Here is a 21,649-nt window from a genome sequence, read left to right as displayed (position 1 = left end):
TGTCTCAACAGAGAGGTCCATATTTTCTTAATATTTTTTTAAAGCGTGTTACCGGGTAACCATGAGCAGAGTAATTTTAAAAGTAGCCGAAAATTTAGCACATGCAGCTGTAAGAATACAGTATTCTAATACCGATTTCAGGTTAGACCTTAATAGTAAACTAAGTCATTACTACAGCCCAGCAGACAAGTTGATGTTTTTGAATCACTTGATAACGCTAGTTCAGAAGCGCTATGATGAACACCACCCAAATTGTAGCAATCCTGAGAAGTGTCATACTGATATTATGTGTGAAAAGGTCCTATACTTTGCAAATCAGGAGATAGAGCAGGTAAAGAAGCTGACTGAGAACGAAGGCGTGCAGCGGGTGTTTGGTACCTATATCGGTAGCCTGTCAATTAATGGCTCAAACTCTGTTTTAAATTTTGGTGAAATTAGGGACTCTATAATCACAAATACACAACAGTTAGAGTCAGAAGGAGCTACGAACGTATCTGCCAGTATTTTAGAGCTTTCTAAAGCGATTGAAGAGGCTGTTGAAATAGAGTATCATGATAAAAATGAATACTTGGATAATCTGAAATTCTTAAGCGAGCAGGCATTAATTGCAAAGGAAGAAAGAGTTAACCTGAGTGTAATAAAGAGATTATTGAAAGGGATGTTTGACGGCTTAAGTGCAGTTAGTTCTGTATCAACAATTGCAGGTATGACATTAAAGGATATTTCCGACTATTTCCTTATAGCAAATTGAGCTTGTGAGGCCCTTTATGTTTAGGGTAAAAGGCCTCACAACCTTATGATACTAAAGAGCATCTTTAACAACGATTCCTTTTGCTTTAGAAATAACAGTTACAGTATTTGGCCGGTTATAGTAGATTTCTCCGTCAATTCTAAACTGGGCAGCTGAAGAGTTGAAGTTACTAATGGTGTCTAACCAAATTTGGTATTCTACTCCTTGCTGACGTAGCCTGCCCCAAATAAACTGCCTATTGTTTTCCATGCCATGTATATATGGCTCAAATTGCTCCTTTCGCCTTAATTCAGAATCTGTAAACTCCAGCACAAGAACCTGATGCCCCCTTATCGCACTTGATAATTCAAGTTGGTTCATTCGGGTTCTTATATAGTTTCTACCTTCATCGGTTAATTGAACTTCTACTTGCTCGTCTACAGGCGAGTCAGTGAACTCAATAAAAACAGTGGGCTTGTTTATGATATATATAAAACCTTCAGACTCCAAGTCTTCCAAATCAGATAATGAAGTGCTTTTGACATCCACATTATTAGCTTGAGAGAGATTATGAAAGAGATTGTCTTGAAACTGGTTTAAATAAAGTAGTACTGGGTGTAGCATTTTTTTTCGTTGGTTAGGTAAAGGTTTTATTCGGTTCTTTGATAGCCTTTGTATGCAAATTGTATGCAAATAAAAAAAGCCACTTAACGATTTTACTCGTAAGTGGCTGATTTTCAAGTGGTCGCGAAGGGAGTCGAACCCCTAACCTTCTGATTCGTAGTCAGATGCTCTATCCAGTTGAGCTACGTGACCGTTTTGTTCTGTGATGATGGTGCAAAGTAAAGGTCTTTTTCCCTTATACGCAAGTTCTGGGGCAAGATTTCGTTAACTTTTTTCAGCTGCTTTCCGCAGCGCGCGCTTCAGAGCCCTGTCGAAAAGGAAGTATAAACCGCCTATGGAAATGACAATCAGGGAAATCAACAGGATTTGCCCGCCGGCGCCGGCATCAGGGTCCTGCAGCACTGAAACAATGTCGCGGGCCTGCGTACCTATCCAGAAAAAGAACAGGGTACGCGGGAGCATCCCGATGATGCTGGCTATAATAAACCGCTGCCGGTCTACCTGCAGCAGCGAAAGCACGAAGTTCATGAGCGCGAAAGGCAGTACCGGCGAAATGCGTGTGAGGATGATGAGGCTCCAGCTCTGGTTGCGCAGCTCCTGCATGAGGATGCGGGCTTTCTCGAAGCGGTTCAGGAAGCTCATCATTTTGCCATGGTCTATAATCCTGGCGAGGCTGTAGCCTATCAGCGCAGCAATGCCATAGGACACCACAATACCGGTAAAACCACTCCAGCCCAGGTAAAACCCGCTCACCAGCGCTACAAAGGTAGTCGGCGTTAGGGCGAGCGCCATCGTTACGGATATAACAGTAAAGTAAAGCAGCATCTCCACCCACGACAGGTCTGTGAGCAGGTCTTGGTAATTGTACAGCACTACGGCCAGTGTAGAGCTTACCACCACCGGCACCACCACCAGCAGGAGCATAGAAACAAACGTAGAAGCGTTCTCACGAATAAAGGTGCGTATAATGGGGAGTCTCTTCATGAGGCCGTTTTTGTGTTGGTTTCGTTACTAAATAGACGAAATACAAAGGACAAAAGATTTTAGCGGTTTAAAAAGTGCTGTTTGTGGGAGTGAAGCAACAGTATGTGCGGCCATTCTTTCTTCTGCCTTTATTTTTTTAACTTGCAGCCTACCGATCAGTCTAAAACCATACTTTGAATATGAAATTCGGAACAAAAGCCATACATGCTGGCGTAGAGCCAGACCCGACTACAGGCGCTATTATGACGCCCATTTACCAGACATCCACCTACGTGCAACGCTCACCCGGCGACCACAAAGGCTACGAATACTCCCGCACCCACAACCCCACCCGCACCCAGCTGCAGAATGCACTGGCGGCACTGGAGAACGGCAATCACGGTCTTTGCTTTTCTTCGGGAATGGCGGCTGTGGATGCCATCATTAAAATGCTGAAGCCCGGCGATGAGGTTATCTCCACCAACGACCTTTACGGGGGCAGCTACCGCATTTTTACCAAGGTTTTCCAGAACTATGGCATCAAGTTTCACTTCACCGACATGGGCGACCTGACAAAAGTGGAGTCGCTGGTGAACGAGAACACGCGCATGATTTGGGTGGAGACGCCAACAAACCCGCTGCTGAACATCATCGACATAAAAGGCTGCGCTGAGATTGCCAAAAAACACAAACTGCTGGTGGTAGCCGACAATACCTTTGCCACGCCATACCTGCAAACACCCCTTGACCTGGGCGCTGACATAGTAATGCACTCCCTGACGAAGTATATGGGCGGCCACTCTGATGTGGTGATGGGCGCGATTGTGGTGAAGGATGATGACCTGCACCAGCAGCTGGCCTTTATCCAGAACTCCTGCGGCGCTACACCAGGCCCTCAGGACTGCTTCCTGGTACTGCGCGGCCTGAAAACGCTGCACCTGCGCATGGAGCGCCACTGCCAGAACGGACGCCAGGTAGCGGAATTCCTGAAAGGCCATGTGAAGGTAGAGAAGGTGTTCTGGCCTGGTTTCGAGGAGCACAAAAACCATAAAGTAGCACAGGAGCAGATGCGCGATTTCGGTGGCATGGTGTCTTTTGTGCTGAAAGGCGATAAGGTAGAGGATGCGATTAGTGTGCTGGAGAAGTTCAAGTTCTTCACACTGGCGGAGTCATTAGGAGGTGTCGAGTCACTTTGTGGGCACCCGGCCAGTATGACGCACGCCAGCATTCCGCGTGAGGAGCGTATGAAAGCCGGCTTAAGCGAGTCGTTGATTCGCCTGAGCGTAGGCGTGGAAGACATAGAAGACCTGCTGAGCGACCTAGAGCAGGCGCTGCGTTAGTGGGTTAGACTTTAGACGCTAGATAGTAGACGTTAGATTCTTTTCCTGATATTATGATAAACCGCATGCTGCAATAGCATGCGGTTTTATTTTATAGCTGATGCATGGTTTGATTCTTCAATTTGTAAACTTACTACTGGCGCTCACCCGTAGAAACTGAAACAAAAGCCAGGTCCAACGTCTAATATATAACGTCTGATAATGACAGAGCAAAACATACTCTTCAGGGAACGACAGCGCTTCACCCAGTTCTGGCTGTGGGTAGTGGTGCTGGTGGTAGCCAGTATCTTCTGGGCAGGCTTTGTGTCTCAGATAGTGCTCGATGGCGGTTTTGCCAATAACCCAATTTCTGATGTGCAGGTTATTGTGCTTTTCATTGTGATGGGCATAGGCTTTCCTGTTTTTTTCTACAGCATGCGGCTCACAACGCTGGTACAGCCGGGGGAGTTGCAGGTGCGTTTCTGGCCCTTCCACCTAAGTCCAAAGCGTATACCGCTGCATACGGTCCGGGACTATGCACGCATCACCTACCATCCCATCCGCGACTACGGGGGCTGGGGCATCCGGTGGAGTTTGAGGGGCAAGGCCTATAACATGTCAGGCAACGAGGGTGTGCAACTGCACTTCTACAACCGAAAGCCGCTGCTCATCGGCTCCCAGAATGCGGATGAACTATTTGAGGCTATCCGGCAGGCGAAGGAAATGAAAAGGTGAGGATTGTTGTAGATAACATTAGATGAGGCTAAAGAAGCCACCCCTACTCGGAGGGGTTAGGAGTGGCTTTTATTTCTGATTAACCAACTGCTGTTTTCGGATGTCTTTGTTTGTAAACAGACTGCCAGGGATATACTTGTTCCCGTATCTCAGTTACCGGGTCAAACCACCCCCGACTCCTCCTTGCCCAAGGCGGGGAGTTTGGTTCTTTTGTTCGCTGAGCGTTGGTTGCATGGTTGTTTTCTGTTTTGGCTACTTTAGTTGAATCTTAATTGAGTTTCAAAAAGGTATACCCTATAACTTCCGTACTAGCAGTTTCTATAACTTATAAGCAATCATCGATCAGCTCAATAAAAAAGCCGGTGCCCCTTAAAGGAGCACCGGCTTTTTGCTATCGGTTAGATCTAAATTAAGACTGAATACCTATAATTTTGTAGATCTCAGAGAAGTCTGGCGTCAGGATGATTTCTGTACGGCGGTTTTTCGCTTTTGCCTCAGCAGAACGGCCTGTGTCCACTGGCATGTAGTAAGAACGACCGGCTGGGGTAACTCTATCAGGAGAAAGGCCTTTCTGTGTCATCATACGGGTAATTTCTGTGGCACGCAGTACACTCAGGTCCCAGTTGTCAGACATGTACTTCATGCCGCCTGCTACACTTACGTCATCTGTGTGGCCTTCTACCATTACGTCCACTTGCTGGTTTTTCTTCAGCACATCTACCAGTTGGTCAATTGCTCTCTTGCCACCCGGGTTTACTTTTGTGCTACCAGTAGGGAACAGAAGCTTGTCCGACATAGAAACATATACTTTACCGTCTTTCACGTTCACGCTCAGGTCGCCCTGGTTAAAGCCTTGCAGTGCAGCGTTCACCTCGTTTTTCAGGTTATCCAGGATTTTTTGCTGCTCATTCATGGCACGCTCCATCTCCGCAAGCTTTTGCTCACGCTCTTTCAGAGAAGCAGAAAGCTCGTCTACTCTTTGCTTGGAGGCTGCCTGCTCGCGCTCGAGCGCTTCTTTGCTTGCCTGAAGGTCTTCGTACTTCTTGGATGATACGCAAGATGCCATTAGTGATGCGCACAGCACTAACGAAAGGGAGGCTTTTGAAAAATTGAATTTCATGTTAAGTAGTTAATTGTTGGTTGTTTAGGTTTATTAGAAGCGTTGCAAATATGGCAAAATATCAGGGGCAGTCGAAACAATCGCTGCAAAAATATGAAATCTTTCCGCCATTCTCGCTTATAAACGGCAGGTTATATAGAATATTTTATGCAGAGAATATTTTTAGATAAAAATATTATGATGTTCTGACAGTGAAAGCATAGCGGTTTATAATGCTACAGGCGTTGAAGGTAGCTTATTCAGCCGGGGCTGTAGAAACCAGATGCCAATGGGCAGGAACAGGAACTGCAGGTAAGCACCCGTAAACGCCCCGGCAGATACTACCTGCTGTTGCTCCACGCTCACCAGCGATCTTGCCGCAAAGTACACAATGTACAGAAAGCAGAAGGTGGCCAGCAGGTGCATCGGCGCAAGGAGCAACAGCATGCCGTAGGGGAAGTTTCCTTCCAGCACACTCTCTTTCACAAGGCTCAGTGTATAAACGAACAGCAGCGTGTACAGCACAAAATACAAAGCTCCCAGGTGCAGGTACACAGGGCTAATCTTTACCTGCACCGGCAACCGACGGTACAGGTGCAGTGCCACACGCCACATCCAAAGCATATACGTGGCAGAAGGCAGCGCATCAAGAAGTAAAGCTGTTGCCCAGTGCAAATCTACACCGACAGCACTAAATAACTCAGGCAGGCCAAACTGTAGCAGGAAAGGCAGTACAAATAGCAGCAGAAAAGCCTGCCAATGCTTCAGGCGGAGGAGGAGCGGCATGTTTTGCTTCGTCAATCAATAAGGTCCTGCTGTTTGAGCCAGTCGAAGATAAACTTGTCTACTGGCGATACCTGGTCCCTTTCCTGGTAAGTGAGCCAGGCAACTTCTTCTATTTCGGAGCTGGCCGTAATGGTGCCGCTGTAAAGACCTTTGTAGCACTGCATTTTTACTTCGATTCCGGCGGCATGCCCGTGTGCCTGTGCCTGGAATACCTGGATGAATTCCAGCGTATCCGGCTGGAGCTGCACGGTCAGTTCTTCCTCAATTTCCCGGATAAGTGTCTGGTGGTCTGTTTCACCGGCTTCGCGCTTGCCACCCGGTATATAGTAGGTGTCCTTGCCCTTGCTGCGGGTGCTCAGTATTTTCCTGTCCTGAATCTCTATCCAGGCCAGCTTGTCTATCAACGTCATGATGCGAAGATAAGGGCTGATACCGGAAAACGTAAACCTGCTTTTGGTGAAAAGGAATTTAATAGTGCCGCGTCGCGTTTTTACTTTCTCACGCAATTACGCTAATTTTAAAAGCGGCTTATAGGCTGCCTCATTGTGTTTTCTTTTCACTTTACATACATCATGAATAAAAAATTATACTTCCTGTGCCTGTTCCTGCTGGCTGGTTTCGTGGGCCTGGCACAGTCTAAGCCCGACTACAATAAGATTACCTTGGTGATACATGGCGGTGCCGGTACGATTACGCGCGACAACATGACACCTGAAAAGGAGAAGGCCTATAAGGAGAAACTAAATGAGGCGCTCAAAACAGGCTACGCCATCCTGGAAAAAGGAGGCAGTAGCCTGGATGCCGTAGAAGCCACCGTGCGGGTGATGGAAGACTCGCCGCTGTTTAATGCTGGTAAAGGCGCCGTTTTCACCAACGAGGGCAAGAACGAACTGGACGCTGCCATCATGGATGGCAAGACTCTAAAAGCGGGTGCCATAGCCAGCGTAACAACCATCCGAAACCCTATCAGCGCTGCCCGTGCGGTTATGGAGCAGTCGGAGCACGTGATGATGATTGGCAACGGAGCAGAGAAATTTGCAAAAGAGAAAGGACTGGAGCTTGTAGCCCCTTCTTACTTCCATACCGAAACCCGCTTCAACCAATTGCAGCAAATCAGGGACAAAGAGAAAACCCAACTGGACCATAATGGTGGAACCGGCAGTACGGAGAACATCTTTATCGAAGGCCAGAAGTTTGGTACCGTAGGTGCTGTAGCGCTGGATGCTTATGGCAACCTGGCAGCGGCCACCTCTACAGGCGGCATGACAAATAAACGCTACGGCCGCGTAGGCGATGTGCCGATTATCGGGGCGGGAACCTATGCCGATAACAATACCTGTGCTGTATCTGCAACCGGCCATGGTGAGTACTTTATCCGTTCAGTAGTAGCCCACGACATTGCCTCGTTGATGGACTACAAGAAATTGCCGCTCAAGAAAGCTGCCGATGAGGTAGTGATGAAGAAGTTGGTAGAGCGGGGTGGAGAAGGCGGCGTGATAGCCGTAGACAAAGACGGCAACGTGGCCATGCCATTCAACTCAGCAGGTATGTACCGCGGCTACATCAAGAAAGGCAAGTCAGAAGTAGCAGTTTATAAAGACTAACAGTATTTGATGTTTCAAACGAGAAGAGGACCTGTGAACGCACAGGTCCTCTTCTCGTTTACAGGAATTATCGCCAGTGTTTGCGGATGTTCCCCTTTGAAGGCGAGGCGGATTCATTCTATATTTTGTCATCCTGTAAAGGATCTTGTGGGCCAGTAGCGAAAGCTTAACCTCCTATCTACCAAGTTTCTTAACAGAATGACAATTACTTTGTTTACATATGCTTTATGCCCCTACGGCCTTTTTACTTGCTGGTGAAAACACACAGCAAGGGCATCAGTAGTACTTATCAGTAACAGGCACTATAACTTTGTCCTTTCGATGACCTTGCGCACTTATACTTGCTGATGAAAGCACCAGCAAGGGCAGGAGGAAATTGTTCAGTAACAGGCATTATTTCAGCCTTGCTTTCGAAGAGTGAAACAAAACCAACTTACGGATTCTGTACAGCAGACGCTCCCTCTTTAAACTCTATTGTCCTTAGGGAGATGATGTCATTGTTCGGCTTATCAGGCTTTACTACTATAAAGTAGACATCATGTTTCCCGGTGGTTGGCGTGGTAACGTCGCCTGTTACTTTGTTAGACTTATCCCAGGAGCCGGTGGCTTTATAAGGCGTTCTGCTGATAACGGGACCGCCCTGAGAGTCGATGCGAACTTCAATTTCACCATCCCTGTCTAAAGAAGCATACTCATACGTGAACTGCTGGATACCAGTCAGGTCAATGTTGCGGAGCAGGATGTAGGATTTATGATCGCCCTGACTCAGGCTGTTGCCCCACCTCGGGAAACCAACATGGGCATCGGCAAAGGCAGTTTTTACCTTGGCATTTCGCAGGGTGAGCACCTCTGAGTTTGTGAGCGGGCCAACTTCCTTGCCGCCGTTATCGGTGTAGATAGCTGCCAGGGTGTACCTGCCTGCTGGCTCATCTGCTTTATGCTCCTTGAAAGACAACTTTCCTTCTAATGACAATGCGGTCTGCTCTTTCCTCTTATCGGTCAGTGAGAAAATATACTTTACTATCTCCTGTGCATCCTGCTGTGTTAGTTGCGGATGGGCGCTCATCACATAGGTTTTGCCCCAGTTACCGCCCCCGCCTTCAATTATCTTTTTTGCCAAGGCTTCTACCGCGCCATCCTTCGTTTTATAACGTTTGGCTACGTCCATATAAGACGGACCAACGGAGACTTTATCAATGGTATGGCAGGCTTTGCAGTCGCTGCCGGCAATCAGGCTTTCGCCAAGAGAGAAAGATGCAGTGGTTGTTGCCTGGTGCCCCATTACAGGAGCAGCTGGTTTAGCACCCTGCTGCGGGTTATAGTTGAAGTACACCTTCACCTTCTTTGGGTCGATTTTACCGTCTTCTTTATCAGAGACTGCCACAGCATACTGCAGCGGCTTATTTTCCCAGAAGAAAGATTTGTTGCCAGGCGTGCTGATAGTGACAACCGGCTTGGCATTGCCTACTCTTACTTCAATTGTATCTGCGTCTACCAAACCTTGTGAGTCGGATACTCGCAGAATGGCATTGTAGATGCCGTTTTGAGTGTACGTGTACGTAGGGTTCGGTTTTGTGGAGCCGACGGTTTTGCCATCAAACTGCCACTCATACGTCAGTTTGTCATCCTCGTCAAAGTCGCGGGTACCACGGCTGCTGAACAATACACGCAACGGGGCCTGGCCTATTGCCTCACGTATCTCCGGCAGGTCCCGCTCTGAAGTCAGGAACACGCGCTTATTAATATCCGCTACGGCAGCCGAATCTGTTACAGTGGCCTTAGCGATGGGTGCACGGTTTCCCCTGTTATACTCAATCTTCACTAGGCGTGCATCATCGTTATCAGCTCCATAAACGGAGCCATATTCCAGCATGTACATTACGCCGTCTTTGCCAAACGCCATGTCGATAGGGCGCCGGAAGTCACCGTTAGCCGTCATAAAGGGCTCGCTTCGCAGGTAGTTCTCGTTCTCATCAAACCGCACCGCCATTACCCAGTTGCGCATCCATTCCATCAGGAATAGGCTACCGTCGTAGTATTCCGGGAACTTGTTAGTTGAGGTAGAACTCGGGTCAAACGTATAAAAGGCTCCGGCCATGGCGCTTCTTCCGCCCACACCCAACTCCGGGAACTCTTTTGAGGCGGCGTAAGGGTACCATATCATAGCGGGCGTGGCAGGTGGCAGATTGGTGAGCCCGGTGTTGTTAGGAGAGTTGTTTACAGGCGCTTTCGGGTCGTGGAGCGGACCAGCCGTTTTGGTGGCAAAGTCCCATTCTGAGTAGGCGTAGTTGTTACCTATAAAGTAAGGCCAGCCATAATTACCCGACTTCTTCGCCTGGTTAAACTCGTCATACCCTCTCGGTCCCTGGATGCTGTCTTTACCGGCGTCCGGACCTATCTCTCCCCAATACAGCACAGAGGTTTTCGGGTTGACAGCAATACGGTAAGGATTGCGCGTACCCATCACGTAAATCTCCGGCCGTGTTTTCTCCATTCCTTTCGGGAACAGGTTACCTTCCGGGATAGTGTAGGTGCCATCGGGTTCCGGATGAATACGCAGGATTTTACCTTTTAAATCATTCGTGTTGGAGGCAGCGCGTTGCGCATCCATGCTATAGTACTCTTTGCCCGGGCGCTCGTCTACCGGTGCATAGCCATCCGAAGGGAAAGGCGTGGTGCTATCGCCGGTGGAAAGGTAGAGGTTGCCGTCCTTGTCCCAAGCCAGCGAGCCGCCATGGTGGGAGCCGCTGTTCTCCTGCACCGGCACCTGCAGCAGCACTTTCTCCGAAGCCAAGTCCAGTGTGTTATCATCCTTCACTTTAAAGCGGGAGAGGTTGAAGAGATAAGGCTCTGCGGCCTTTGGCGGAGAATAGTATAGGTAAATAAAACTGTTTGAAGCAAAGTTCGGGTCCAACGTTACGCCGATCAAACCAGTGCCGCCTTTCCTTACCACCGGAAACTGATGCAGCAGTTTGTTCTGACCAGTTTTGGTGTCATACATGAAAAGGTTGCCGCTCAGTTCTGAATAGAAAATCCGCCCATTATCCGACACGGCCAGTTCCATAGGTACATTTAGGTCGTTCACCAAAACGGTTTTCACGAAACGGTTCTGCTCCGGTACCACCTTTGCATAAGACTTGGTGTAATCCAAAGGTTTGCCATCACCCATGGTATACTGCAAACCACCGAGTAAATGCTTTACAAAAAGCGGGTCACTATAGCTCTCATCCATATGGCCGCCACCGGTATAGAACGCACGGCCGCCGTCAAACGCGTGGTACCAGGCAATAGGGTGGTTTGCCCCGTTGGTTCCGCCCTCATAGGTGTTTTCGTCAAGGTTAGCCAGCACCTTCAGACCAGGATAGAAGGATTTGTAGCTGTACCACTCGTCGGTGCGCTCCCAATGGTCTGGCAAACCTGCCGTAGCGGGATGGTTCTTGTCCAGGACTTCCACGGTAGCCTTGCGTTCGCCGGGGTTCAGCGGGTGGCTCGAGAAGTGCGCACCCATCAGCTTGTCGTACCAGGGCCAGTCGTATTCGGTGTCTGCCGCTGCGTGAATGCCCATGTAGCCGCCGCCTGCCTGTATGTAGCGTTCGAAGGCTGCCTCCTGTTCCGGGTTCAGCACATTACCGGTAGTGCTCAGGAAGACAACTGCCTGGTAATTCCGAAGGCTGTCATCTACAAAGTAAGCAGCGTTCTTAGTTGTATCCACCCGAAAGCCGTTCTCCTGTGCCATCTTCTGAAAGGCAGCAATACCATGGGGAATAGAGGTATGTTTCCATCCTTTAGTTTTTGAGAAAACCAGCACGCGTGGAGTGGCCGCCTCTTCTGAAACTTGTTGTTTTGGGTTAAGGCAGGCATAAGCGCCCAGGGTGATACCTGAAAGGCACAGAAAGCGAAGCAAACGCCGCGATGCCTGTTGCAAATGTGTCATGAATGGGAAGTATGGTTCAGTTTAATGTGAGTACGCAATCACAAGATAGAAAAGAATGATACAAAAGGCACAGAAAGCTCGGGATTAGTTGCTGATTAAAGGCGGTTTCGTTATACTTGGTGTAGGGCCTGTATTTCAGGTTGCTGGCACAAGCGCGCAGCAGTCCCGCTGGAACTTAATAACAAAACAAATGCATGTTTGCGTAGCATCATCGGCAAACATCATAAGTACAGAAGCTCTTTGCTAATAACTTTTGTTAACACGTATATGAGAAAACTAACCTTTATCATGAGCCTGATGTGCCTCCTGCTCTCTGGCTATAGCAGCGTGCTCGCCCAGAAAGGCAAACCGCTCTTTCCGCAGACTCCTGGTATGGCGGCCTACACCTATCGCTATAGTTTTCCGAAAGGAGTGGAGGCTACGCTGGATACGATCAGGGCGTTGGGTATAACAGAAATAGAGGTGGGTGTGAATCCTTATAACCTGGAGCCGGAGGCATTCCGGCAGATGCTGGATGCCCGCGGTATGAAAGCGCCGTCTGTGGGAGTAGGATACGAGGAACTGATGAAAGACCCGCAGGAAGTGGCTCGTAAAGCGAAAGCCTTAGGAGCGAAGTATGTGCAGGTGGCCTGGATACCGCATGAGAAGAATAACTTTAAACTAGAAGACGCTCAGAAAGCAGCGGCCGACTTCAACCGTGTGGGCAAGGTGTTGCAGGAAAACGGCCTCACTTTTAACTACCACACGCACGGCTACGAAATGAAGCCCTACCAGAACGGCACCCTCTTCGATTACATCGCCCAAAACACTGATCCTGAATACGTATCGTTCACCATGGACATTCTGTGGGCCTACCATGGCGGACAAGACCCTGCCAAATTGCTCCTGAAGTACCCTGACCGCTGGACTACCATGCACCTGAAAGACCTGAAAAAAGGCGTAAAAGGCGATTTTACCGGGAATACACCAGTTGAGAACGATGTAGCGCTGGGAGAGGGGCAACTGGATATTCCGGCAATACTGAAGGCAGCGAAGAAAGTGGGTATCAAGCACTACTTTATTGAGGACGAAAGCCCCCGCGTGATTACGCAGGTACCCAAAACAATGGCTTACCTGAAAAGCCTGAAGAAGTAAAACAGGGGATGGCTTTATGCTAGCTGTTGCTCCAATTTTTTCGCCCGTACAAGCCTGCTGGGAATATGAGTATCAGAATAGAAGTTAGAGCAAATGCCGGTGCCGATGAAGTAGAATCAGCTTTTCTGTTTGACGAGGTTAATGTGTGCTGGCTGCTAAACGGCCGCCATTGCTGCATGTTTTCACCAGCAAGCGAAGGTGCCAGTTAATTTTAGTTGTTGGTGAAAGACCAACAACGGCAGTGAAAGTTAAAGAGCAGCAGGATGATATTTCCTGCTGCTCTTTAACTTTCACTGTCTATAACATGTGCCAGTTTCCATAAACACACCTTTTACTATTCAGAGTGCTTAGGCAGGTGATTGCGGGCTTTGCGCTCTGGCACCTGCAGGTGGAGTCCCATCATGAACCCATTCCCAGGCGGCCTCGCGCTGGCTAAAGTCAAAATACTTTATTTCGGCGGTCGTGAAGGGGCGTGCTGCTGTTGCTAACCAGTCTATCCACTCGCGGTCGCCAACAATGGCCGCTTTGCTGAAGTCAGAGGCATGCTTCAGGTCAAACTTGATGTCTTCGTACAGGGCACGCAGGCTATAGTTCTGAACATCCTGGACCTCGGCATATACTTTGATTTTTCCGTGCTGCTGAATTTTTTCCTCCAGCACCGGGAGCATGACATTGTAGTCGCTTTTGTCGACATTTCCGGAAATACGGAAGGCAACCAGATTTTCCTGTGACTCTTCTAGTAGTTGTAGCATAGCAATAGATATTGAGCTTATCAGACTATACTTTTCATACGTGGCAGCAACAGGACACGTTTGATAAAAGCAGCAGGCTATTGTTGCTCTATCCGTTCCAGTTCTTTCATCAGCACTTCTTTTGTTTCGGCAATGGTGCCGTCCGGGAATTTGATTTTATAGGCTTCTCCGGTCATACCAGATGCGGAGGCAAGCTCTGTTATAAAATCCTTGGCGCTGCCTATTTTGTCCTTATGCTTTTCCCATTTGGCCTGCAGGTGATTTGCAGCTTCCTGGCAATTGTGCTCGGTGCCGTTCCGGATAAAAGTGGCTCCCTCCAGCCCACGGACAAATTCAATCAGTCGCTCTACTTTCTGGACCTCTGTAAGTTCGGCTACAGTGCTGCTGCATACAGTTTCTATTGGGTTTGCCGCGCCCCCGGGTGCAGCCTGAGCAGAAAGAAACGATGTTAAAAGCACTGTCCCTAACATTACCTGTATCTTCATTTTTTTATTCCTCAAATATGTAATTATATTGTACGTAACACGCTTAATTATTAGCACCTTTGCTGCACTTATATTAATTTTTTGTCGTTAAGGTTTTCAAATTTCATTACCTCTTGCAACAGCACAAGCCAAACAACATACTGTATGGGAAGATTCCTTTCAGTTCTGCTGATGCTGCTGATTTGCTTTAGGCTTTTGCCCAACGTAATAATGAGACCCGCCTCGGGTACACTTACAACCTCGACAAGAACCTGTGCAACTGCGGCGACAGCAGCTGAGGCAGGTATAACCCTACTCAGGCTCTTGCGTTTTTGGTGGTATGCAGGAAGCTTTTGATATGATTTTCGGCTTACATGAAGAAACGCTGACCTGGTGGCAAATGTCTGCAAGGGCCATCGGCGTGTTCTTTGCCGCTTTGTTTATCATCCGGATCGGGAGCCACCGCATTTTCGGCAAAAACACGGCTTTTGATATTATCCTCGGTATTATCTATGGCTCCGTGCTCAGCCGCGCCATTACGGGCAACTCACCTTTCTGGCCTACTTTAGCGGCAGCCTTTACCTTAGTGATGCTACACAAAGCGCTGGCAGTTATAGCCTATCACTCCAACTTCGGTTTCGGGAACATGATCAAAGGGCAATCGCAGTTACTCGTAAAAGACGGGAAGATACAGGAGAAGGAGATGCGTGCGAACAGCGTAACAAGAAACGACCTTCTCGAAGCCCTACGTAGCTCAGGTTCGGCCACAGAACTGGACAGGATAAAAGAAGCTTACCTCGAACGGAGCGGTAGCATCAGCATCATACTGAAGAAGGACAAGGAATAAAGAAATTAACAGAAAAGTAAAAAGGCTCTCCCGCTATAGCGGGAGAGCCTTTTTATATAAAGTTTAATATGATGTAGCTTACGCCATTTGTGACTCCAGTTTCTGAGAAAGCACGTTTTTAGGTACAGCACCTACCTGCTTGTCTACTACTTCGCCATTCTTGAAAACAAGAAGGGTTGGAATGCTTCGGATGCCGAATTTAGCAGAAGTCTGCGGGTTAGCATCTACGTCTACTTTGCCAATAACGGCCTTGCCTTCGTATTCGCCAGCCAATTCTTCTACTATAGGGCCTACCATGCGGCACGGTCCGCACCACTCTGCCCAAAAGTCTACTAATACTGGTTTATCTGAATTGATGATCTCATCAAAATTCGCGTCTGTGATTTCTATTGCTTTGTTAGCCATAATTTTAACGGTTTGTTGTGTTAAGTTCTATGTTTAAATATAGTAACAATTATAAGTTTGGCAAATATACGCCCAAAGTCAAATTACCTGACAAGCTGTCTTGCTATCTGCCCTTGTGGTCGCCGTATGCAATCATTACTCTATATACTTACGGTGGCAAGGCCTCTCAGGGTATTATTTAATTTGTACCAACAAGTATATACTGAAAATGTTTGAACTGCGAGGGGGGATTGAGCAAGCTTAGTTCTGTAATTGTTAATCCAGAATTAAACCTGAAGCGGATTTTCTAATCCGCGTTAACAGGAACACCAGTACGGAGATAAGGAAGTCTCCGGTAGAAAGCTTTCGGACTAAGAAGTCCGAAAGAGCATAGAGGGCCGCTAGCTAATAGAAACAAAAGGGGTTCGCCACCACAGCAGCACACCCCTTTTGTTATTGGGGCTTTACACCCGGCAGCTATATTAAATCAACTTACATTCCCCCACGCCCATATCCTTAATTGTTGCCAAAAACTGCTTTGGATCGATGCGGTACTTGCGGGAGTACATCGGCAGGGCCAGCTTTTCTTCCGGCACGTGCAGCGTTATCTCCAGGCGCTTCTGGCCTGGGCTGGCTACAATGGCGCCTTCCAACGCTTCGGCCAGGTTAGGTGTGAAGTGCTGCAGGTTAATGTTGAGTTGTACGCCCTGAGCCATTTTATCAGTAATGTCGCCTAATAGCTGGATACTTTGCGGTTTCAACTCCCACTGGTCTTCGGATTTATAGCGCAGCTGCACTTTGCCCCGGATGAACAGGTATAAGCCCATCTTCAGGTAAGGCGAGAACTTGACGTAATCCTCTCCGAACAGCGCCATCTGCATCGATGTGTCATAGTCCTCTACCGTAAACAGCGCAAACGGATTACCGTTTCGGGCGGTACGAATCACAATGTCCGTCACCATACCGGCTACGTTTACGTCGCGGTTTTTATACTCTTCTATCCTGTTTAGCGGGCAAGTGCAGTAGGAGTCAATCTCGAGTTTAAACTGGTCGAGCGGGTGCCCCGACATATAGAAGCCGACCACCTCTTTCTCGCGGCGAAGCATCTCGGCCTGCGTCCAGGGGGCTACCTCCGGTATCTTTGGCATAGGAGCAGCCACAGCGGCTCCGCCTCCAAACAAAGACTGTTGGGCAGCCTGCAGTTCAGCCTGGTAGTTGTTGCCAAAACGCACCGCTTTCTCCAGTAAGCTCATGTTTTCGCCTTCCGGTACCTCTACCAACTGGGCACGATGGTATAAATCCCACGAGTCAAAGCCACCAGCCAGCGCCAGGCTTTCAAATGTTTTCTTATTAACGGCACGCAGATTCACCCGCTTCGCGAAGTCGAAGATATCCCGGTACAAGCCATTCTCGCGCTCCGCTATAATAGCATCCACCGCAGATTCGCCGGTTCCCTTTATCGCGGCCAGGCCAAAACGGATATTGCCCTGCTCGTTCACATTGAACTTGAGTAAGGATTCGTTTACGTCCGGCCCCAGCACCTGTACGCCCTGCTTGCGTGCCTCCTCAATAAAGAACGTCACCTTTTTGATGTCGTTCATGTTGTTGGTGAGCACGGCAGCCATATACTCGGCAGGGTAGTGGGCTTTCAGGTAACCTGTTTGGTAGGCTACTACAGAGTAAGCGGCAGAGTGGGAACGGTTGAAGCCGTATTGGGCAAACTTCTCCATCACGTCGAACACCTCGGAGGCTTTTTTAGACGGGATGTTGTGAATCTCTTTGGCACCGGCAATGAACTTCTCCCGCTCCTCTGCCATCTTCTTCATATCCTTCTTACCCATGGCGCGGCGCAGCAAGTCGGCACCACCCAGTGAGTAGCCAGCCAGGACCTGGGCCGTCTGCATAATCTGCTCCTGGTACACCATGATACCATAAGAGTAGTTCAGAATAGGTTCCAGCAGCTCATGCGGATACTCTACCTCCTCTTTGCCGTGCTTCCGGTTAATGAAGTTCGGGATGAACTGCATCGGGCCCGGGCGGTAAAGGGCGTTCATGGCAATCAAGTCTTCAATGTTGGTAGGCTGCAGGTCCTTGAGGTACATGCGCATACCCTCCGACTCGAACTGGAACGTGCCAATGGTATCACCGCGCTGATACAACTGGTACGTTTTCTCGTCATCTATCGGAATGTTGTCGATGTCAATCTCAACGCCGTGGTTCTTTTTAATCAGCTCCATGGCATCCTTGATGATGGTCAGTGTCTTTAAGCCCAGGAAGTCCATCTTCAGCATGCCGGCGCTCTCAATCACCTTACCGTCAAACTGCGTTACGAGCAGGTCAGAATCCTTGGAGGTAGAAACCGGAATGTAATTCGTGATGTCGTCCGGGGCGATGATAACACCCGCTGCGTGTATACCCGTGTTCCGGATAGAGCCTTCCAGCTTCTCGGCCAGCTTCAGTACGGCAGCGCGCGCGTCGGTTCCTTCGCGGATGGCAGCTAATTCCAGGTTTTCTATAAAGGCCTTTGCCAGTGTAGTACCCGGCATGTCCGGCACCATCTTCGCCATCTCGTTTGCATCGGCCAGCGGCAGAGAGGTAGAGCGCGCTACGTCTTTGATAGATGATTTGGCAGCCATGGTGCCAAATGTAATAATCTGGGCTACCTGCGTTTTGCCATACTTGTCCACCACGTAGTCAATTACGCGCTGGCGGTTCACGTCGTCAAAGTCAATATCAATATCGGGCATCGACACACGCTCCGGGTTCAAGAATCGCTCAAACAGCAGGTTGTATTTAATCGGGTCGATGTTGGTGATACCGATGCAGTAGGCGACTGCAGAACCAGCCGCCGAACCACGTCCCGGGCCTACAAACACACCCATGTCGCGGCCACGGTTAATAAAGTCCTGCACAATGAGGAAGTAGCCAGCAAAGCCCATGGTCTCCACAATGCGCAGCTCGTAATCCAGGCGCTCTTCAACTTCGGGCGTAATGTCAGTGTATCGCTTTTTGGCACCCACGTAGGTGAGGTGGCGCAGGTAAGCATCGGCACCCGCGTGTTCCGGCGGTATCGGGAAGTTGGGCAGCAGGATGTCGCGCTTCAGCTTCGGGGGCGTTATCTTGTCTACAATCTCGTTCGTGTTATCCACCGCCTGCGACACATCTTTGAACAGCTCGTTCATCTCCGCCTGCGTTTTGAAGTAGAACTGGTCATTCGGGAAGCCGAAGCGTGTCTTCGGGCCAGCCTCATCAATGCGCTGCAGCATCTGCCGTACGCTGGCGTTGTTGCTGTACTTGTTCCGGACGTTATCGACCGTATCGTAAATCACCTTCTGGTCATCTGAAAGGAAGCGGTAGTAGCGCGTGGCAAAATCGCCCACCGGTGTTGACTGGTCCTCACCGGTGTTCACGCAAAGCAGAATGTCGTGCGCGTTCCAGTCGTCCTGGTCCACATAATGGGAGTCGTTGGTGCAGATAACCTTTACATCATACTTCTTCGCCCACTTCAGCAGCACCTGGTTGATGTCTTCCTGGCTCTTGCCTGTGCCGTCGATGTTCTGCAGGCCGTGGCGCTGTATTTCGATATAGTAATCTTCTCCGAACACATCCAGCCACCACTTAAATATTTCTTCTGCTTCCTCCTCAGTTTTCCAGAGAATGGCTTGGGGCACCTCGGCACCAATACAGCAGCTGGTGGCAATCAGGCCTTTGCTATACTTCAAAAGGAGCTCTTTGTCCATGCGCGGCCACTTGCTGTATACCCCCTCTATATATGAGAGGGAGCACAGCTTTGCCAGGTTTTGATAGCCTTCCTGGTCTTTGGCAAGCAGCAGCTGGTGGTGGCGCACATCTTTCTGCTCTTTGGTAAAAGTTTTCTGATGGCGGTCTTTTACCAGGTAAAACTCGCAGCCCACAATCGGCTTCACGTTATACTTGTTCGCCTCGGCCACAAAGTTGAAGGCGGCGAACATGTTTCCGTGGTCCGTCATGGCTACGGCGGGCATGCCATCGGCCTGCGCCTTCTTCATGAGCGCGCTGATGCTGGCCTGGCCGTCGAGCAGCGAGTACTGCGTGTGTGTATGTAAATGAGAAAAAACTGGCAAATCTCTAGGAATTAGAAATTAAAAATTATGAAGTGGAAATAGCTTATGTATTAGTGGAAATCTATGTTCTGGGGCCATTCCTGGGATGTTAAAAGTACGAAAAATAGGGCGGCTGCCCAAACCAAAAAGCAGCTTCTGGGACAACAAATAAGAGGTATAGTTTATCTCTTTAAGGGCACTCGTTTTTGCTTTTAATTTAACATGCTGCTGTTTAATATATAACTCCGTGGAGGTGTTACTACGTAAGTAAAAAGCTGTGCCGGTGCAGGAGTAATTCGTTTATGGGAGAGGAAAAGTCAGAAGGAAAATTAAGCAGCATGTTCAGGGCGTTGAAGTCGCGCAACTACAAATTATTTTTTGTGGGGCAGGGGATTTCACTTATAGGTACCTGGATGCAACAGATTGCCCTGAGCTGGCTCGTGTACCGCCTCACTGATTCGGTGTTCCTGCTTGGTGCTGTTACCTTCTCCAGCCAGATTCCGTCTTTTTTGCTCGGCCCTTTTGCAGGTGTTGCCGCCGATAAGTTCGACCGCCACAAGGTATTACTTGTAACGCAAACGCTTTCGATGCTACAGGCCTCCACACTGGCCGTGCTGGTATTAACGGAAACCATTGAGATATGGCATGTGCTGGCATTGAGTGCCGTTTTGGGTATTATTAATGCCTTCGACATCTCTACCCGGCAGGCCTTTGTTTTTGAACTGGTAGAGAAGCGGGAGAACATCAGCAACGCTATTGCCCTGAACTCCTCTATGTTCAACATGGCGCGCCTAGTTGGGCCAACCATAGCAGGTCTGATCATCGCAGTTGTGGGGGAGGGTATCTGTATCCTCATCAATGCCCTCAGCTATATTGCGGTGCTGGCCTCGCTGCTGCTGATGCGGCTGAAGCCTTTCGAGCGGGTGGCGCAGCAGCGTAAGGCCTGGCAATCCTTGAAAGATGGCTTTCAATATGCTTTTGGCTTTCCGCCTATCCGGGCATTGATTTTAATTGTAGCGCTTCTAAGTCTGTTTGGGATGCCCTTCAGCGTGTTGCTGCCCGTTTTTGCCCGGGATATTTTACACGGTGGCGCTAACACGCTAGGCTACCTGATGGGTGCCTCTGGCTTCGGTGCTTTAGCTGGCGCTATGTTCCTGGCGCAGCGGAAATCTGTGCTGGGGCTAGGGAAAATAATAGTGGGAATGATGGTCTTATTTGGCTCCTCGCTGATTGCTTTTTCCTTTTCAACGATGCTGGTGCTGTCTCTTATGCTGATGCTTTTTTCCGGCTTCGGCATGATTGTGTCCATGGCTTCCTGCAACACCCTGCTGCAAACCATTGTGGACGATGATAAGCGGGGACGCGTGATGAGCCTGTATGCGACGGCGTTTATGGGCATGGCGCCTATCGGTAGTATGTTGGCAGGGGCTGTGGCAGAACATGTAGGCGTAGGGTATACCCTGGCAGGCTGCGGTCTGCTGTGCGCGCTGAGTATTGTGCCTTTCGCAGTAAGCCTGCCCCGCCTCCGGCAGATGGTGTGGCCCATCTATGAGCGTTTAGGTATTGTGCCGGAGATTGCCACCGGGCTTCAGTCAGCGTCCAACCTTACGGCTCCTCCGGAAAAGAGGTAAAGCAAGAAAACTTCCAAAACAGGAGGTATTTTATCTAGGTATAGATTTATAACCTTTATCCCTTTCTGCCAATTCCAAATCAATTGTCAAAGCCAATCATTTCCTGCTAGTTTTTCGCCTCGCCGGCTGGGCCTTACTTTTCTCCTTGATGAGAAAAGTAAGCAAAAGAATCAAGACCCTTTAAACTCGCTGAACGCTCGTACAGTGGAGTGTCATTAAGTGCACCTGGCAAACTTATCTGCCTTGTAGCTTTAAAGGCACTTTAAGCCCTTTTATACCTTTCTCGGTTTAAGTTACTTCTGTAATTCAATCACTGATGTTGGACTACAGTAACAAGCATACTTAAAACAGCTTCACCACAACTTTTGAATCCGTTAGCACGAAGTGAGTATGTTTCCAGGCTTTGGGTTGAGCGCCTTGTAAATGTTGCGGTGCTGAACGAAGTGAGGCAGCCCGAGCAGAGCGAGGGCAGCTTCAGTTACACAGCGCGATGCCCAAAGACGAGGCCTCTCGGCCTAGAGAGCTAAGACAAGAGCTTTGAAACTATTGGGGAGATGGTAC

Annotated in this window: 18 protein-coding genes and 1 tRNA gene; 8 read left to right on the top strand and 11 right to left on the bottom strand. The window is 49.0% G+C overall.

Annotation, left to right across the window (positions count from 1 at the left end; all coding sequences use genetic code 11):
- Positions 1-61 precede the first annotated feature (61 nt).
- On the top strand, positions 62-751 hold the full coding sequence (locus tag ACFS7Z_RS07025; protein WP_377482745.1) for a hypothetical protein: 690 nt from the start codon (positions 62-64) through the stop codon (positions 749-751).
- Between the two features lie 51 nt (positions 752-802).
- Here the strand turns inward: ACFS7Z_RS07025 and ACFS7Z_RS07020 are convergent, their stop codons facing one another.
- The 3 genes from ACFS7Z_RS07020 to ACFS7Z_RS07010 all read right to left on the bottom strand — a co-directional run bounded on the left by ACFS7Z_RS07020 (position 803) and on the right by ACFS7Z_RS07010 (position 2,338).
- Entirely contained in the window at positions 803-1,354 is a 552-nt protein-coding gene (locus ACFS7Z_RS07020) for a hypothetical protein (protein WP_377482743.1), read from the bottom strand.
- A gap of 118 nt (positions 1,355-1,472) precedes the next feature.
- Positions 1,473-1,546 (bottom strand) — tRNA-Arg (locus ACFS7Z_RS07015).
- A 72-nt stretch (positions 1,547-1,618) separates the two neighbouring features.
- Positions 1,619-2,338 carry a TVP38/TMEM64 family protein gene (locus ACFS7Z_RS07010; protein ID WP_377482742.1) on the bottom strand — a complete coding sequence of 240 codons (720 nt, stop codon included), beginning with the start codon at positions 2,336-2,338 and terminating at the stop codon, positions 1,619-1,621.
- A gap of 179 nt (positions 2,339-2,517) precedes the next feature.
- Between ACFS7Z_RS07010 and ACFS7Z_RS07005 the strand changes: the two genes are divergently transcribed.
- Both ACFS7Z_RS07005 and ACFS7Z_RS07000 read left to right on the top strand, forming a co-directional pair.
- A complete protein-coding gene (locus tag ACFS7Z_RS07005) occupies positions 2,518-3,657 on the top strand; it encodes a cystathionine gamma-synthase (RefSeq protein WP_377482740.1) in 1,140 nt (379 codons plus the stop codon).
- A gap of 201 nt (positions 3,658-3,858) precedes the next feature.
- Entirely contained in the window at positions 3,859-4,371 is a 513-nt protein-coding gene (locus tag ACFS7Z_RS07000; RefSeq protein ID WP_377482737.1) for a DUF6141 family protein, read from the top strand.
- Positions 4,372-4,780: 409 nt separating this feature from the next.
- On the opposite strand, the gene ACFS7Z_RS06995 is transcribed toward ACFS7Z_RS07000, so the two are convergent.
- From ACFS7Z_RS06995 to ACFS7Z_RS06985, 3 genes are all read right to left on the bottom strand, one after another.
- On the bottom strand, positions 4,781-5,491 hold the full coding sequence (locus ACFS7Z_RS06995; protein ID WP_377482735.1) for an OmpA/MotB family protein: 711 nt from the start codon (positions 5,489-5,491) through the stop codon (positions 4,781-4,783).
- 207 nt (positions 5,492-5,698) lie between these two features.
- Positions 5,699-6,256 carry a hypothetical protein gene (locus ACFS7Z_RS06990; protein ID WP_377482733.1) on the bottom strand — a complete coding sequence of 186 codons (558 nt, stop codon included), beginning with the start codon at positions 6,254-6,256 and terminating at the stop codon, positions 5,699-5,701.
- Positions 6,257-6,267: 11 nt separating this feature from the next.
- Positions 6,268-6,762 carry an NUDIX hydrolase gene (locus ACFS7Z_RS06985; protein WP_377482731.1) on the bottom strand — a complete coding sequence of 165 codons (495 nt, stop codon included), beginning with the start codon at positions 6,760-6,762 and terminating at the stop codon, positions 6,268-6,270.
- Positions 6,763-6,828: 66 nt separating this feature from the next.
- Between ACFS7Z_RS06985 and ACFS7Z_RS06980 the strand changes: the two genes are divergently transcribed.
- Positions 6,829-7,860 carry an isoaspartyl peptidase/L-asparaginase family protein gene (locus ACFS7Z_RS06980; RefSeq protein ID WP_377482729.1) on the top strand — a complete coding sequence of 344 codons (1,032 nt, stop codon included), beginning with the start codon at positions 6,829-6,831 and terminating at the stop codon, positions 7,858-7,860.
- A 433-nt stretch (positions 7,861-8,293) separates the two neighbouring features.
- Here the strand turns inward: ACFS7Z_RS06980 and ACFS7Z_RS06975 are convergent, their stop codons facing one another.
- Positions 8,294-11,794, bottom strand: a complete 3,501-nt coding sequence (locus ACFS7Z_RS06975) for a ThuA domain-containing protein (protein WP_377482728.1) — start codon at positions 11,792-11,794, stop codon at positions 8,294-8,296.
- A 267-nt stretch (positions 11,795-12,061) separates the two neighbouring features.
- Between ACFS7Z_RS06975 and ACFS7Z_RS06970 the strand changes: the two genes are divergently transcribed.
- Together ACFS7Z_RS06970 and ACFS7Z_RS06965 are read left to right on the top strand one after the other, a co-directional pair.
- Positions 12,062-12,928: a sugar phosphate isomerase/epimerase family protein gene (locus tag ACFS7Z_RS06970; protein WP_377482726.1), complete on the top strand. Its 867-nt coding sequence runs from the start codon at positions 12,062-12,064 to the stop codon at positions 12,926-12,928.
- 65 nt (positions 12,929-12,993) lie between these two features.
- Positions 12,994-13,137, top strand: coding sequence for a hypothetical protein (locus ACFS7Z_RS06965; protein ID WP_377482724.1), 144 nt, complete (start codon positions 12,994-12,996; stop codon positions 13,135-13,137).
- A 138-nt stretch (positions 13,138-13,275) separates the two neighbouring features.
- Here the strand turns inward: ACFS7Z_RS06965 and ACFS7Z_RS06960 are convergent, their stop codons facing one another.
- Both ACFS7Z_RS06960 and ACFS7Z_RS06955 read right to left on the bottom strand, forming a co-directional pair.
- Complete coding sequence (locus ACFS7Z_RS06960) at positions 13,276-13,680, bottom strand: SpoIIAA family protein (protein ID WP_377482722.1); 405 nt, start codon at positions 13,678-13,680, stop codon at positions 13,276-13,278.
- Between the two features lie 77 nt (positions 13,681-13,757).
- A complete protein-coding gene (locus ACFS7Z_RS06955; protein ID WP_377482720.1) occupies positions 13,758-14,165 on the bottom strand; it encodes a DUF5329 family protein in 408 nt (135 codons plus the stop codon).
- Between the two features lie 337 nt (positions 14,166-14,502).
- Between ACFS7Z_RS06955 and ACFS7Z_RS06950 the strand changes: the two genes are divergently transcribed.
- Positions 14,503-14,991, top strand: coding sequence for a DUF421 domain-containing protein (locus ACFS7Z_RS06950; protein ID WP_377482718.1), 489 nt, complete (start codon positions 14,503-14,505; stop codon positions 14,989-14,991).
- Positions 14,992-15,069: 78 nt separating this feature from the next.
- Here ACFS7Z_RS06950 and trxA read toward each other — a convergent pair whose 3' ends face one another.
- Together trxA and dnaE are read right to left on the bottom strand one after the other, a co-directional pair.
- Positions 15,070-15,396, bottom strand: coding sequence for a thioredoxin (gene trxA, locus ACFS7Z_RS06945; protein WP_115563496.1), 327 nt, complete (start codon positions 15,394-15,396; stop codon positions 15,070-15,072).
- A gap of 461 nt (positions 15,397-15,857) precedes the next feature.
- Positions 15,858-19,478, bottom strand: a complete 3,621-nt coding sequence (gene dnaE / locus ACFS7Z_RS06940; protein WP_377482716.1) for a DNA polymerase III subunit alpha — start codon at positions 19,476-19,478, stop codon at positions 15,858-15,860.
- 281 nt (positions 19,479-19,759) lie between these two features.
- Here dnaE and ACFS7Z_RS06935 point away from each other — a divergent pair, with 281 nt between their 5' ends.
- Positions 19,760-21,088, top strand: coding sequence for an MFS transporter (locus ACFS7Z_RS06935; protein ID WP_377482714.1), 1,329 nt, complete (start codon positions 19,760-19,762; stop codon positions 21,086-21,088).
- Positions 21,089-21,649: the final 561 nt, after the last annotated feature.

Origin of the sequence: Pontibacter toksunensis (assembly GCF_042686245.1) — a bacterium.
Classification (GTDB): Bacteria; Bacteroidota; Bacteroidia; order Cytophagales; family Hymenobacteraceae; genus Pontibacter; species Pontibacter toksunensis.
This window is presented reverse-complemented; position numbering and strand designations above follow the sequence as displayed.